Below are 14,277 nucleotides of genomic sequence, written 5' to 3' on the forward strand. Positions count from 1 at the left end.
TCCCTGGGACTCTATGGCTGTCCGAACAAAGGGGTCAAGGGCGATGTCAGCTGCCGAGCCCGGTGGAGCGCAGGTCAAGTCCGCGGTGCGGACGGTGGAGTTGCTCGAATACTTCGCGGGCCGCCCCGGCATGCACAGCCTCGCCTCCGTCCAGGAAGCCGTCGGATACCCCAAGTCCAGCCTCTACATGCTGCTGCGCACCCTCGTCGACCTGGGCTGGGTCGAGACGGACGCCACCGGCACCCGGTACGGCATCGGCGTCCGCGCCCTCCTCGTCGGCACCTCGTACATCGACGGCGACGAGGTGGTGGCCGCCGCCCGCCCCACCCTGGACCGGCTCTCCGACGACACCACCGAGACCATCCACCTCGCCCGGCTCGACGGCGTCAACGTCGTCTACCTCGCCACCCGCCAGTCCCAGCACTACCTGCGCCCGTTCACCCGCGTCGGCCGCCGGCTGCCCGCCCACTCCACCTCCCTGGGCAAGGCGCTGCTCGCCACGTACACCGACGACCAGGTGCGGGCGATGCTGCCGCCCACCCTGGCGGCGCTGACCGAGCACACCATCACCGACCGCGAGCAGCTGATCGAGGAGCTGCACGCGGTACGCGAAGCGGGCTTCGCGGTCGACCGCGAGGAGAACACCCTCGGCCTGCGCTGCTTCGGCGTGGCGATCCCGTACCGCACCCCGGCCCGGGACGCGATCAGCTGCTCGGTACCGGTGGCCCGGCTGACCCCGGCCCACGAGCAGATGATCAAGGACACCCTCTTCGACGCCCGGGACCGGCTGACACTGGCCACCCGGCGGCTGTGAACCGAGCCGGACGGCCCGGCTGTCGGGCGGGCGGCGGGCGCCGCATCGTCCTGGCCGCCACCCCCGCCTCCCCCGTGCGGCGGAGGCGGATCGCCGGCGGGGACGACGCGGTGCGCCCGGGCTCCCGGAAGTCTGGACGGCATGACGAACCGCACCGCACCGGCTTTCGCACCGGCCCCCGGCACCGTCCGCGCCGTTCTGCGGGCGACGGCCATCGCCGCCTGCGTCCCCTATCTCTCGCTCAAGATCGCCTGGCTCGCCGGCAGCCACCTCGGCATCCCCGCGGGCAGTCCGCTGCGCCGGGACGGCGGTCCCCTGATGGCGTTCAACGCGCTCACCGTCCTGATGGACGCCGCGGTGATCGTGCTGGCGTTCCTGCTGACCCGGCCCTGGGGGCGGCGGGTGCCGGCCTGGCTGTTCGTGCTGCCCATGTGGTGTGCGACCGGGCTGCTCGCGCCGATCGTCGCGGTCTGCCCCGCGCAGCTGCTGGCCGGGGTGCTGCACGCCCGGCCCGCGTCGCGCGGCGGCGACCCCGGAGCGCTGCTCGCGCCCTGGGTGTGGACCGTCGTCTACACCGGCTTCATCGTGCAGGCGCTGGCGCTGGGCGCACTCTTCGTGCCCTACGCCCGGGAGCGCTGGGGGCATCTGTGGCGCGGTCCGCTGGGGGCGCTCCCGGAGAGCGCCACCGGGCCCGCGCGCCGGCTGACCGCGGGGCTGGCGGCGGTGCTGACCGTGATACCCGCCGGGATGCATCTGCTGTGGGCGGCGGGCGGCACGGCCGGTCTCAGCCCGGCGCGGGTGGCGGCCCGGGATCTGGACGCGCGGCTGAACGACGCGGGGTATGTGCTGTTCGCCGTGCTGTTGGCGGCGGGTGTGCTGCTGCTCGCGTACAGCCGCGGCGGGCGGGTTCCGCTGCGCGTTCCGCTCGTCGCCGCCTGGATCGGCTCGGGGGCGCTGGCCTGCTGGGGCGGCTGGATGACGCTGACCGCACTGCCCGTCCCGGCGGGTGACCCGAAGCTGCCCGACCCGCTGATGAGCCTCACCTACGCTGTGCAGATGATCGTCGGGATGCTGGTCGCCGTCGCCGGGGCCCACTTCTTCGCGGAGCGCGACGCACAACGCCGCGCGGAAGGTGAGCCGGAGCACGCGGCGGACGGCGCCGCCTCCGGGCCGGCCGGGATCCGCCCCGGAGCCGTACGGTGCGGCTGACCCCGGGCGCCCTGGTCCGGCGCTGGGTCCATCTCGTCCTGGGCGGCGCGCTGTTGATGCCGTTCTTCCTGCTGGCATCGGCGGCGCTGCCGCTCCTCGTGGACGGCGCCGACCCGCTGCGCCGTCCCCTCTGGCAGCTGGCCGCGTTCGGCTGCGCGCTGCCGCTCGCCGCCCTGGCCGCGCTGGCCTTCCCGCTGCTGAGGCCCCTGGAGGTGGCCGCCGTGCGGTCGCTGTGCGGGGTGCCCGCGGAGCGGCTGGCCGACGGTCCGGCCGTCTCGCGGGACGCCCGGTGGCGTACCGCGCTGTGGTTCGTGGCGCATCTGCTGGCCGGCGGGATCGTCAGCGGGATGACGCTGGCCGCGCCGCCGGCCGCCGTACTGCTCCTGCTGACGCCGCTCACCGCCGACCCGCTGGGGATGTCCTCCCTGGGGTGGCCGCGGGCCGTCCAGGGCCCGGCGGCGCCGCTCACCGGGCTGGCGCTGCTGGCGCTGGTGCTCGGCACCGCCTGGGGAGCCGGGACGCTGCTGGCCCGCTGGGCACCGGCGCTGCTGGGGCCCTCCCCGGCCGACCGGCTGGCCGCCGCGGAACGCCGTGCGGCCGAACTCGCCGCCCGCAACCGGCTAGCCCGCGAACTGCACGACGCGGTGGGCCACGCGCTGAGCGCGGTCACCCTCCAGGCGGGCGCGGCCCGCCGGGTCCTGGACACGGACCCGGAGTTCGCCCGCCAGGCCCTGGCCGCCATCGAGGACACCACCCGCGCGGCGGTCGCCGAACTGGACACCGTACTGGGCCTGTTGCGCGAGGAGCGGGACGGCGAGGACGGCGCGCCGGCCGCTCCCGCGCCCACCCTGGACGGCCTGGACACCCTGGTCGACCGGACCCGCGCGGCGGGGGTCCCCGTCACGCTGGAAACCGCGGGGCACCTCGCGGGACTGGCGCCGGTGGTCTCCCGGGAGGCGTACCGGATCGTCCAGGAGGGGCTGAGCAATGCACTGCGGCACGCCGGACCGGTTCCGGTGCGCGTCCGTATCCGTGTGAACGAGGGGGAGTTGGCGGTGACGATCGAGAACCCGATGGCCGCGGCGGGTGAGGCGCCCGCGCCGGCCCGTCCGGGCGGCGGGCGCGGTCTGCGCGGTATCGCCGAACGGGCCCGGCTGCTGGGCGGCCTCGCCTCGGCCGCCGCCGAGCAGGGCGTCTGGCGGCTCACCGCCCGGCTGCCGGTGGCGGCGGCCGGCACCGGGACGGCCTCCCCGTGATCCGTATCGTGCTCGCCGACGACGAGCGGATGGTGCGTACGGCGCTCCGCGCCATCCTGGGCGCGGAGGCCGACATGGAGGTCGTCGGTGAGGCCGCGAACGGCGCCGAGGCGGTGTCGCTGATCCGCGGACTGCGCCCGGACATCGTGCTGATGGACGTCCGGATGCCCGATACGGACGGGATCCGGACGACCGAGCAGGTGCTCTCCGGGATGACCGCACCGCCCCGCGTCATCGTCGTCACCACCTTCGAGAACGACTCCTATGTCTATGACGCGCTCCGGGCCGGGGCCAGCGGGTTCCTGCTCAAGCGCGCCCGGGCGGACGAGCTGGTGCAGGCCGTACGGCTGGTGGCGCGCAGCGACTCGCTGCTGTTCCCGGCGGCGCTCCGCGCAATCGCCGCCCGGCACGCCGGGGAGCGGACCTCCGGTGCAGGCACCGGCTCCACCGGAGCGGCCGGCGCCGCGCCCCCTGATGCGGCGCGGGCGCTGCGGGACCGGCTCTCCGGGCGGGAGAGCGCGGTGCTGCGGCTGATGACGACCGGGCTGACCAACGCCGAGATCGCGGACCGGCTGGGCGTCGGCCCGGCCACGGTCAAGACGCACGTCGCCGGGGTGCTGGCCAAGCTCGGGGTGCGGGACCGCACCCAGGCGGTGATCGCCGCGTACGAGTGCGGCTTCGTCCGGCCGGGGTGATGCGGCCCCCCGCCACTCGTACGGCGCACCCGACCGACGCGGTCGCGCCGTTCCTCACCCGATCGTCGTAGGCCAGCAGGCCGTCTCGCCTCATGAGGGCTTATCTCGATGGAGGAGGCGCGGAACTCCACCGACTTCCCTGTGGCACGGAGGTGTGCCACATCCGCGCTTCGCGGAGGTTCTTCCCATGCGTTCCACGCGACTGCTCACCGGTGCCGCGCTGTCCGCTGCCGCGCTCGGCCTGTCCACCGCCGCCGCGTACGCCGGCGATTTCGGCTCGATCGAGGTGTCGCCGGGCATGACCAAGGCCGGTTCCACGGTCTCCCTCTCCACCAAGGACTGTGGGAGCAGCAACTCGGCGAACGTCGATGCCGGCACACTCGGGACCGGCTCGGTCAAGCTCGCCCCCGGCGCGAGCAAGGGCACCCTGACGGGCCAGATGCAGATCAAGTCCGGTGTCAAGAACGGCAATTACGGCGTCAGCGGCAAGTGCAGCGACGGCAAGGAGATCACCGGTACGGTCCATGTCGGGATGCAAGGCGCCGGCAGCAGCCCGAGCAGCCAGGGCGGAATGACCCACAGCGCCGCGCCGTCCATGCCGGCCAAGGAGAAGACCGGGCCCTCGATGCCCGCCAAGGAGAAACCCTCCCCCTCCATGTCCGCCAAGGCCACGCCCGGCTCCACCATGCCTCCCAAGGGCAAGATGAAGACCGGTGAGGGCTCCACCAGCGAGGACGGCAGCAACACCACCGAGATCGCGGCGGGCGCTGGCGTCCTGCTGGCCGCTGCCGCCGGTGGTATCTGGGCCGTTCGCCGGCGCCGCCCGGGAGGCCGGTACTGACCAGTCGGATCGGCTCGTGCCGTCCGACGGCCCCGAACGGCGTGTCCGGCCCGCTCCCCCGTCGACCGGAAGCGGCGGAGGGGGCGGGCCGGGCCCGTCCAGGGGCCCGCGTGCACGGCGGTCGCGCCGGACCGCCGCCACCGCCCTCATAGCCGGCGCCACCGCCGCCGCGCTCGGCGCCGGCGGCTGGCTCGTCGCCAACGGCAGCGAGGACACCGCTCCGCCGCCCCAGCCGTCCGCCGCACAGGGGTTCCCCGCCCGGCCGCCGGGCGCCCGCCCGCCGGCCGCCGCGCCGCTGCCCGCGTCGCCGCCGGTCCGGGTCAGGGTGCCGTCGCTGCACATCGACGCGCCGCTGGTCCGGCTGGGACTGGCCGCGGACGGCAGCCTCGCCGCGCCGCCGGCCGGCAACCGCAACCTGGCCGGCTGGTACGGGGACGGCACCCCGCCGGGCGCCACCGGAACCGCCCTGGTCGCCGGCCATGTCGACACCCGCGACGGCCCCGCCGTCTTCTACCGCCTCGGCTCCCTCACGAAGGGCGGCACCGTCCAGATCCTGCGCAAGGACGGCCGCACGGCGGTCTTCACCGTCGACGCGGTCGAGGTCTACGACGGGCGGCACTTCCCCGACGGGAAGGTCTACGGCGAGGCCGCCCGCCCCGAGATCCGGCTGATCACCTGCGGCGGCGGCTTCAGCCGGTCCCGGCAGGAATACCTCGGCAATGTGGTGGTCTTCGGCCATCTGACAGGCAGTCAGGAGGCCGCGCCGCTGCCCTGGGCCAGGCCCCGGCCCGACCGGTTCAGCGCGCGCAACGCCCCTCGTACGGCCGCCAGATCGGCGTCGCCGGCCAGCCCCGCGTGGTAGAGCCGCAGCTCGGTCGCCCCCAGTGACGCGGCGTGCGCGGCGTCGGCGGCCAGGGTGCCGGGGCTGCCGCCCATCCCGGCGACCACGGTGAGGTTGGCGGCCACGCACGCGGTCCGCCCACGTGCCGCGAACGGCCCCAGGGCGTCCGCCCGCGCCGCCGCGTCCCCGGTGCACGGCACCACCACCCCGTCGGCGTGCGCCAGCACCGCCGCCGGGTCCACCCCGGCGTTCGCCCCGCAGCGGTGCGCGGCCCCGTCCGCGTGCAGCAGCACCCGGAAGTCCGCTCCCGCCGCGGCGTCCCGTACGGCACGCACCGCCGCGCGTTGCAAGGCGTCCGCCGCCCGCGCCCGCCAGGTCCGCACCGCGCCCGCCGGCCCGTCGCCGAGCAGCGCCTCGATCGCGGACCACTCCGCCGCCCGGCCGCCGCCGTTCACAGCAGCCCGCCCGGCCCACACCGGCTCCAGCGCCCGGCGTACCGCATCTCTCAACTCCCGCTCGTCCAGGCCCAGTTCGGCGTAGCCCCGGACGCACACCGAGCAGAAGCAGAGCGACATCAGATACTCCGCGGCGCCGTCCAGGCGGACCCCGGCGGTCTTGTCGTGCCCGTGCAGATGCGCGAACCCGTACCAGCCGCAGGACTCCAGCTCCGTGCCGCGGGCACCGGGCCGTACGGCGGCCTCCGCGGCCAGGGTGACGAGATGGTCGCGGACCTCGGGCCGGGCGATGCAGGGCGCCCACGGATAGGCGTCGCCGTAGGCGTTGCGGACCGCGATCGACGGATGGTCGGCGCCCAGGCGGGAGTTGTGGGCCAGCACGACCCAGGAGTGCACCTCCAGGCCCGCGGCGGCCAGCGCCCGGGCGGCCTCGCCGAAGGGGTCCGGGCCCGGGACCCAGTCCTGGGTGTACGGGCGCAGCGCGCGGCCGGACCAGCGGGCCGGGTCCGGCGGGTAGAGGACGGCAGAGTGCCGGGCGGTGACGATGCGGTGGCGGGGGTGGCGCGGGGTCAGCGCGCGGGTGGAGTGGTAGGCGGCGGCCAGGGTGACCTGCCGGACGCCGAGATCGGCCAGGCGGGCGGGGGCGTCGGGGTCGCCGATGACGTCCCAGGGATAGAGGAAGGCGGCGGCCCGCATCAGGCACCGGCCCCGGGCGCGGCCGAGGCGAGGGCCAGGCCGTGCTCGACGATCCTGGCGAGCTGTTCGACGTGCGCCGGGTCGGGGTCGCTGAGCGGTGGCCGGACCCCGCCGACGGCCGGTCCGCCGCGCAGCCGCACGCCCGCCTTGACCAGCGAAACGGCGTATCCGCGGCCCTGGTTGCGCAGTTCCACCAGCGGCCGGTAGAAGCCGTCCAGCAGCCGGGTGACGGTGCCGTGGTCGTCGGCCGCCAGCGCCCGGTGGAAGGCCAGCGCGATCTCGGGGGCGAAGGCGAAGACCGCCGAGGAGTACAGGCGGACGCCCAGTCCCCGGTAGGCGAGGCCGGTGAGTTCGGCGGTGGGCAGGCCGTTGAAGTACACGAAGGGCCGGCCGGCGGCGTCGGTGCGGACCGCGCTGATGATGCGCTGGAGCAGATCGAGGTCGCCCAGGCCGTCCTTGAAGCCGATGACGCCGGGGGTGCGGGCCAGGGCGGCGACGGTGGCGGGTTCGAAGACGGCGTTGCCGCGCTGGTAGACGATGACCGGCAGCGGGGTGGCGGCGGCGAGTTCGGTGTAGTGGCGGAGCAGTCCCGGCTGGTCGGCGGCGACGAGGTACGGCGGCATGGCGAGCAGTCCGTCGGCGCCCGCGGTGTGCGCGAGGTGCGCGAACCGGGCGGCGAGCGCGGTGCCGTAACCGGTGCCGGCCACGACCGGGACGCGGCCCGCGGCCTCGGCGACGGCGACGGCGATGCACGCGGCGTACTCCTCGGGAGTGAGCGCAGGGAACTCGCCGGTGCCGCAGCAGGCGAAGACGGCGCCCGCGCCCGCCTCGACACCGCCGCGCACATGGGCGCGGAAGGCGTCCAGGTCCAGGGCGCCGTCGGGCGCGTAGGCGGTCACGGGGAAGAACAGCAGTCCGTCGAGGCGGTCGGCGAGCTGGGGGGACCTCCCAGCGCCGGCTGGGGGAGGGTGTGCGGTCACGGGTTCTCCCTGGTGTACGCACGCGAGTTCTCGTATACGCTTATGATCGGTGTCCATATCCCTGAACAGTCGACGTGAGCAGTCACGGTATTGCAGCCGTCCCGAGCGGGTCAAGGGTCCCAAACCCGTGCCGCGCAAGCGGATTTGAGCAGCCCGTCAAGCGTCTTGACCGGCCATGATCCGGCTCCCTACCGTGTCCATGCATCTGAATCCCGTCCGCGCGCAAGGCTTTTGCAGCTCAGCCGGAGGAGTAGCCGCCCATGACGCCGCGCCCGTCACCCCAGCCGTCCCGGCCGCCGCAGCCCCGGACCATCCTGCTCACCGGCGCCGCCGGCGGGGTCGGCACCCTGATGCGGGAGCTGCTGCCGCCCTACGGCTACCGGCTGCGGCTCTTCGACCAGCGCCCCGTCGAGGGCGAACCGGACGCCGTCACCGCGGAGTTGGCCGACACGGAGGCGCTGCGCGCGGCGGTCCGCGGGGTCGAGGCGGTCATCCATCTCGCGGGCATCTCCCTGGAGTCGACGTTCGAGAAGATCCTGCGGGCCAACATCGAGGGCACGTACCGGCTGTACGAGGCGGTGCGCGAGGCCGGCGTCCGGCGCGTGGTCTTCGCCTCCTCCAACCACGCCGTCGGCTTCACCCCCCGCCCTCCGGACGGCTCCGCCGCCATCCCGGTCGACACCGCGCGCCGCCCCGACACCTTCTACGGGCTCTCCAAGGGCTTCGGCGAAGACCTCGCCGCCCTCTACTGGGACCGGTACGGCATCGAGACCGTCTCGCTGCGCATCGGCTCCTGCTTCCCCGCGCCGACAACCGTGCGGATGCTGTCCATCTGGCTGAGCCCGGCGGACTGCGCCCGGCTGCTGCACGCCGCGCTGACCGCCGAACACGTCGGCCACACGGTCGCCTACGCCTCCTCCGCCAACACCCGCCTGTGGTGGGACCTCTCCACCGCCCGCGCCCTGGGCTACGAGCCCCGGGACGACTCCGAGCCCTACGCCGCCGAACTGGTCGCCGCCCAGGGGGAACTCGCCCCGGACGACCCCGAACACGCCCACCTCGGCGGAGCCTTCTGCACGAACCCGCCCATCTGGCCGCACTGACGGCATCCATGGCATCCATGGCATCCACGGCAATCCGCCACCGTACGGAACCTCTCCGCCGCCCCTCGCGTCCTTGACCGGGAACGCCGTAGCACACCACGGCAGCACACCACGCAGGAACGAGGAAACGCATCATGGGCATCGTCAGCTGGCTCGTACTGGGCCTGATCGCGGGCATCATCGCCAAGGTCCTGCTGCCGGGACGGGACCCGGGCGGGATCGTCGGCACCACCCTCATCGGCATCGCCGGCTCCTTCATCGGCGGCTGGCTCTCCACCCGCTTCCTGCACCGTCCGATTCCGAAGAACTTCTACGACCCGTCGATGTGGATCGCCGCCGTCGCCGGCGCCCTGGTCCTGCTGATCGCCTACCGGCTGCTCTTCGGCAACTCCCGCAGCCGGCGCTGACCGGACCGGCCACCCCGCCGGCCGGGACCGGCCGGGCCGCGGCGACGGAACCGCGGCTGATCGCCGACCGTTAGGGCTGTCATGACCGCTATGACTCCTGGCTCGAACCTTCCGCTCAGCGCCACGCGGGTGGCGGTGGCCGTCACCGCCCCCGTGCGGCTGGATGTGTCGGGCCTGCTGCTCGGCACCGACGGCAAGGTGCGTTCCGACGACGACTTCGTGTTCTACAACCAGCCCGCCGGACCCGGGGTGACCCACACCGCGGCGGCCGGCGGGGCGGGCGACACGATCACGGTGGACACCGCCGCGGTGCCCGGGGGCGTCGAGAAGGTCGTGGTCACCGCGAGCCTGGACGCGCCCGGCGCGACCTTCGCCGGCACCGAGCCGACCGGCACGGTCCGCGACGCCGCCAGCGGCGCCGTCATCGCGACGTTCACCCCGCCGCGGCTCGGCACGGAGACCGCGCTGGTGGTCATGGAGATCTACCGGCGGGGCGGCGGCTGGAAGGTCCGCGCGGTCGGCCAGGGGTATGCGAACGGGCTCGCCGGGATCGCCACCGACTTCGGCGTGAGCGTGGCGGAACCGGCCGCCCCGCCGGCGGCGCCGCCGGCCGCCCCCGAGCCCGCACAGGCCCCGGCACCTCCCGCGCCCCCGGCACCTCCCGCGTCACGGGCTCCCGTGACGCCCCCGACGCCCGCCGACCGGTGGGGGCCGCCCAGCGGCGCCCCGGCCCCGCTCGCCCCGCCGCCGCAGGCCGCCCCCGCCGCGCAGCCGCCCGCCACCGGCAAGATCAACCTCGACAAGGGCCGGGTCAGCCTCCGAAAGAACCAGACCGTCTCGCTGGTCAAGTCCGGCCGTCCGGTGCTCGGCTCCGTCCGGATGGGCCTCGGCTGGGAGCCCGCCCGCCGCGGCCGGAGCATCGACCTGGACGCCTCCGTCATCGCGTACGGCCCGGACCGCGGCAAGGTCGACAGCTGCTACTTCGGCAAGCTCATGATCCTCAACGGCGCGATCCAGCACTCCGGCGACAACCTCACCGGCGACGGCACCGCCGACGACGAGGTCATCACCGTCCATCTCGGCGGGGTGCCCCCGGAGGTCACCGGCCTGGTCTTCACCGTCAACTCCTTCTCCGGCCAGAAGTTCTCCGAGGTCGCCAACGCGTACTGCCGGCTGACGGACGCGCAGACCGGCGAGGAGCTGGTGCGCTTCGACCTGACCGGGGCGGACCCGCGGACGGGCGTGTTGATGGCGAAGCTGGTCCGGCAGCATTCCGGCGAGTGGGAGATGACCGCGCTGGGCGAGTTCGTCGACGCCCGTACGGTCCGCGGCATGGTCGGGCCCGCCGCAGCGGCGCTGTGACCCCGCGCGCCCGCTGCGGGCCCGCCCCGGCCGGCCGGCGGGCCCGTCAGGAACGGCCCGCCAGCCCCGCCACCCGGGCCAGCCGCTCGAAGGACTCCAGCAGCGCCGGCCGGTCGTAGGAGCTGGTGGTGACCAGTACCTCGTCCGCCCCGGTGCGCTCGATCAGCGTCCCGAGGGCCTCGGCGACCTGCTCCTCCGTGCCGTACACGTGCCCGCGCATCGCGGCCTCGTAGAACTCCCGCTCCCGTGCCGGCATCGGCTCCCCGCCGTCCTCCTCCGGGGGCCGCAGCGGCGGGAACACCCCGTGCGTACGGGAGTAGGCCAGCGCACGCGCCTCCGGTACCAGCAGCCGCCGCGCCGCCACCTCCGTACCGGCCACCGCCACCGTCCCGGAGATCACCACATACGGCCGCTCCCAGAGCGCCGAGGGGCGGAACGCGTCGCGGTAGACGCCGATCGCCTCCAACATCGCCTGCGGGCCCCGGATGTCACCGATGACCAGGGCCAGCCCGGCCTGCGCCGCGATGCGCGCGCCCGCGCCGGTCGCCAGCACGAACGCCGGCACCGTGAGCCCCTCGGCGGGCCGGGCGTGGACCTGCGGATGGGCGGTCTGGGTGCCGGTGAAGTAGCCGGTCAGCTCGGCCAGTCGGTCCCCGAAGTCCTCGGCGGCGTCCTTCTCCGTGCCCAGTGCCCGGCGGATCCCGCCGGTGAAGCCGACCGACCGCCCGAGCCCCATGTCGATCCGCCCGGGGAAGAGCGATTCCAGCACCCCGAACTGCTCGGCGACGACCAGCGGCCGGTGGTTGGGCAGCATCACCCCGCCCGTACCGACCCGGATGGCGGAGGTCGCCGAGGCCACCGCGGCGGCCAGGACCGTGGGCGCGGAGCCGGCGACCCCGGGGACGCTGTGGTGCTCGGAGACCCAGAAGCGGTGGTAGCCCAGCCGCTCGGCACGCCGTGCCAGGTCCACGGTGTCCCGCAGCGCCGCCGCGGGCGGGTGACCAGCCCTGGTGCGGGAGCGGTCCAGGATCGAAAATTGTGTCGTCCCTATCGTCGAGCTCACGTCCCCTTCAACGTCCGCACGCGCCCATGATTCCGCCCGACACGCCCCCTCGGCGCTTTCCCCCCACGGCACAGACGAGGAGCGTCCGATGACCCAGCAGCCGCCCCCGGCCGGCGAACCCGGTCCCCCCGAGCGCCCGGAACACCCGGACGGCCCAGCGCAGCCGGACATCCCCGACCGGGTCGCCAAGATCTACGGCGATCACGACCTCAGCACCGTCCCGGCCTTCGCCGGCGGCTTCATCAACTTCGGCTACTGGGCCTGGCTGCCCGAGGTCGCGGACCGCCCGCTGACCGAGGACGACCGGATCCGCAGCGAGCAGGACCTCTACCGCCTGGTGCTGGACACCTTCGACCGCCCGCGGGGCCGCACCGCCCTGGAGGTCGGGTGCGGGCGCGGTCTGGGCTGCGCGCTGGCGCTGCGCGAGTTCGGCCTGGGGTCGGTGATCGGCCTGGACGCCCACCCCGACCAGATCGCCCGCGCCCGGGAGGCCAACGCCGACCTGCTGCACGCCGGCCCTTCGGGCGCCGCCGGCCGGCTGGACTTCGTCCTCGGCCCGGCCCAGCGGATGCCGCTGCCGGACGGCTCGGTCGACCTCGTGTACTCCGTCGAGGCCGCCCAGCACTTCCGCGACATGGCCGGTTTCGCCCGGGAGGCGGCGCGGGTGCTGCGCCCGGACGGCCAGTTCGCGCTGGCCACCTTCTTCGCCCGCATCAAGGAGGCCGGCCCGGTGCTGCCGGAGCTGCTGCCCCCGTACGCCGACGGCCTGGACGTCCCGCACCTGGTGGACGACGTGGCCGCGACGCTGTCCGCGGCCGGGCTGCGGAGCGTCGAGGTGACGCCGATCGGCGAGGGGGTCTGGGAGTGCTACGACCGCTACATGGCCGAGCGGCCGGAGCTGCGCGACAAGTGGCCGCGGCACTACCTGGCGGCGTATCAGACCGGCCTGCTGGACTACTACCTCATCACCGCCGCGGCCCCCGCCGCCACGGCGCCGTGACGGCCACCGTGAGCCCCGGCTCCTGGATGTGGGCGAACAGCGTCCGCCCGTCCGGCGAGAAGACCGGCCCGGTGAACCGGCCGGACTCCGGCGCGTCCTCGGTCCCGGTGGTGAGGTCGTTGCGGGCGACCGGATACGTCCGGCCGTCCTTCGCCACCCCGGCGAGATGCGGAAGGCCCGCGGCGTCCCCGGCGGTGATCAGCCCCCCGTGGGGCGAGGCGGCGACGGCGTGCGGCGCCGGGTCCACGCCCAGCAGCCCGTGCAGCGTCAGGGTCCGCCGCCGCGGGTCGTAGCGCCAGACCTGCCCGCCCTGCCGCACCGGGCTCCCCTCGCGGGCGTACGACACGACGAGGTGGGCGCCGCCGTCCGCCCACCATAGGCCCGCCGGCTGCCCGGCCCGGGTGACCTCCCCCTCGGCGAACTGCCGGCGCACCGGGTCGGCACGGGCGCCGCGGTCGGGGACCTCGGTCCAGTCGACGCCGTAGACCGTGCCGGGCCGGGTCGCCCGGGACAGGTCGTCGACAGGGCGCCCACCGGAATCACAGCAGGTGAGGGCCGCCAGCACCCCCGCGCCGGCGGGCAGCGCGGGCAGCCGGCCGGGGCCGTGCCGGAAGCCGGGCGGCGGGGCCCAGCGGTAGAAGAGGCCGTCGGGGTCGGCGGCGTCCTCGGTGAGATAGAGGTGGCCGCGCTGCGGGTCGACGGCCACCGGGCCGTGGGCGAAGCGGCCCAGCGCGGTGACCGGCCGGGGGCCGCCGGACTCCCGGTCATCGGGGCCTGTCCCACCCGGACGCAGCGGAGTGCGCGCGGACGGATCGACCTCGAAGACATAGCCGTGGTCCCGGGTCATCCCGTTGCGGCCGGCCCGGTCCTCGGTCCGCTCGCAGGTGAGCCAGGTGCCCCAAGGGGTGGCTCCGCCCGCGCAGTTGGCGGACGTACCGGCGAGCGCGACCCGGGCGCCGGCCGGTGTGCCGTCCGCGGCGACCTCGGCGACGGTGCAGCCGCCGGCCGCCGCCGGGTCGTAGACCGGTCCGCCGGCGAGCGGCACCGGGTGCGGCCCCTCGCCGCGTAGCCCTTCGAGCGCGTGGTCGGTCACGAGCAGGGTGCCGCCGCGGCGGCCCTCGAAGGCACCGGTGCCGGCGGGGTGGGAGGGGGCGGGCTCACCGCTGTCGAGCCGGGTGGCACCGGCCCGGGTCACGACCCGGTACGAGAAGCCGGCGGGCAGCGCGAGCACGCCCTCCGGGTCCGGGAGCAGCGGGCCGTGGCCGGCCGGGTCCGGCGCCTGGTCCGCCGTGCCGCCGCGGCCCGGGTCCACCGCCCGGAGAACGCCGGACGCCGTGGCCGGCGCCCCGTGGCGGCTCACCGGGGCGCCCCCGGCACGGGCGGCGGCGGAGCGCCCGGCGGCGTCTCGTCGGGTGAGCGGCATGGTCATCTCCCGGTCGGCCGGTCTCTTGCCCTGCACCTGCGCCGCACAGGCTGCCGCGCGCCCCCGAACACCGGTTGAACACGGCACGACATGTTGAACACGGCACGACATAAGGGAAGCGGCCGGGGAGCG

At 75.3% G+C, this 14,277-nt stretch carries 14 protein-coding genes; 10 read left to right on the forward strand and 4 right to left on the reverse strand.

The annotated features are described in order from the left end of the window. Positions 1 to 43: 43 nt before the first annotated feature. The 6 genes from IEZ17_RS32410 (at position 44) to IEZ17_RS32435 (ending at position 5,677) form a co-directional block, all read left to right on the forward strand. A complete protein-coding gene (locus tag IEZ17_RS32410) occupies positions 44 to 814 on the forward strand; it encodes an IclR family transcriptional regulator (RefSeq protein WP_189306437.1) in 771 nt (256 codons plus the stop codon). 141 nt (positions 815 to 955) lie between these two features. Further along, positions 956 to 2,023: a hypothetical protein gene (locus IEZ17_RS32415; protein WP_229852860.1), complete on the forward strand. Its 1,068-nt coding sequence runs from the start codon at positions 956 to 958 to the stop codon at positions 2,021 to 2,023. Between the two features lie 56 nt (positions 2,024 to 2,079). After that, positions 2,080 to 3,279 (forward strand): sensor histidine kinase, encoded by a 1,200-nt coding sequence (locus IEZ17_RS32420; RefSeq protein ID WP_189306521.1) that lies wholly within the window; start codon positions 2,080 to 2,082, stop codon positions 3,277 to 3,279. Between the two features lie 29 nt (positions 3,280 to 3,308). Continuing rightward, positions 3,309 to 3,974, forward strand: coding sequence for a response regulator transcription factor (locus IEZ17_RS32425; RefSeq protein WP_229852863.1), 666 nt, complete (start codon positions 3,309 to 3,311; stop codon positions 3,972 to 3,974). A 187-nt stretch (positions 3,975 to 4,161) separates the two neighbouring features. Then, positions 4,162 to 4,815: a GVDTG sorting domain-containing protein gene (locus IEZ17_RS32430; RefSeq protein WP_189306441.1), complete on the forward strand. Its 654-nt coding sequence runs from the start codon at positions 4,162 to 4,164 to the stop codon at positions 4,813 to 4,815. A 148-nt stretch (positions 4,816 to 4,963) separates the two neighbouring features. After that, positions 4,964 to 5,677, forward strand: a complete 714-nt coding sequence (locus tag IEZ17_RS32435) for a class F sortase (protein WP_189306522.1) — start codon at positions 4,964 to 4,966, stop codon at positions 5,675 to 5,677. Here IEZ17_RS32435 and IEZ17_RS32440 read toward each other — a convergent pair. Further along, entirely contained in the window at positions 5,566 to 6,807 is a 1,242-nt protein-coding gene (locus IEZ17_RS32440; RefSeq protein ID WP_189306443.1) for a hypothetical protein, read from the reverse strand. The genes IEZ17_RS32435 and IEZ17_RS32440 overlap by 112 nt on opposite strands. After that, complete coding sequence (locus tag IEZ17_RS32445; protein ID WP_229852861.1) at positions 6,807 to 7,787, reverse strand: 5-dehydro-4-deoxyglucarate dehydratase; 981 nt, start codon at positions 7,785 to 7,787, stop codon at positions 6,807 to 6,809. The genes IEZ17_RS32440 and IEZ17_RS32445 overlap by 1 nt, the downstream gene beginning before the upstream one ends. Before the next feature lie 260 nt (positions 7,788 to 8,047). Here IEZ17_RS32445 and IEZ17_RS32450 point away from each other — a divergent pair, with 260 nt between their 5' ends. The 3 genes from IEZ17_RS32450 (at position 8,048) to IEZ17_RS32460 (ending at position 10,659) form a co-directional block, all read left to right on the forward strand. After that, the gene (locus IEZ17_RS32450) at positions 8,048 to 8,890 is read left to right on the forward strand and encodes an NAD-dependent epimerase/dehydratase family protein (protein WP_189306447.1); all 843 of its coding nucleotides are present in this window, start codon (positions 8,048 to 8,050) and stop codon (positions 8,888 to 8,890) included. Between the two features lie 134 nt (positions 8,891 to 9,024). After that, on the forward strand, positions 9,025 to 9,297 hold the full coding sequence (locus IEZ17_RS32455; RefSeq protein WP_189306449.1) for a GlsB/YeaQ/YmgE family stress response membrane protein: 273 nt from the start codon (positions 9,025 to 9,027) through the stop codon (positions 9,295 to 9,297). A 90-nt stretch (positions 9,298 to 9,387) separates the two neighbouring features. Then, positions 9,388 to 10,659, forward strand: a complete 1,272-nt coding sequence (locus IEZ17_RS32460) for a TerD family protein (protein ID WP_189306450.1) — start codon at positions 9,388 to 9,390, stop codon at positions 10,657 to 10,659. A 46-nt stretch (positions 10,660 to 10,705) separates the two neighbouring features. Here the strand turns inward: IEZ17_RS32460 and IEZ17_RS32465 are convergent, their stop codons facing one another. Next, on the reverse strand, positions 10,706 to 11,722 hold the full coding sequence (locus IEZ17_RS32465) for an LLM class flavin-dependent oxidoreductase (protein ID WP_189306452.1): 1,017 nt from the start codon (positions 11,720 to 11,722) through the stop codon (positions 10,706 to 10,708). An 88-nt stretch (positions 11,723 to 11,810) separates the two neighbouring features. On the opposite strand from IEZ17_RS32465, the gene IEZ17_RS32470 reads away from it, so the two are divergent. After that, entirely contained in the window at positions 11,811 to 12,722 is a 912-nt protein-coding gene (locus IEZ17_RS32470) for a class I SAM-dependent methyltransferase (protein ID WP_189306454.1), read from the forward strand. On the opposite strand, the gene IEZ17_RS32475 is transcribed toward IEZ17_RS32470, so the two are convergent. Further along, positions 12,688 to 14,145, reverse strand: a complete 1,458-nt coding sequence (locus IEZ17_RS32475; protein ID WP_189306456.1) for an alkaline phosphatase PhoX — start codon at positions 14,143 to 14,145, stop codon at positions 12,688 to 12,690. The two genes, IEZ17_RS32470 and IEZ17_RS32475, sit on opposite strands and share 35 nt — an antisense overlap. Positions 14,146 to 14,277: the final 132 nt, after the last annotated feature.

Source organism: Streptomyces albospinus, assembly GCF_014648695.1.
Taxonomy (GTDB): domain Bacteria; phylum Actinomycetota; class Actinomycetes; order Streptomycetales; family Streptomycetaceae; genus Streptomyces; species Streptomyces albospinus.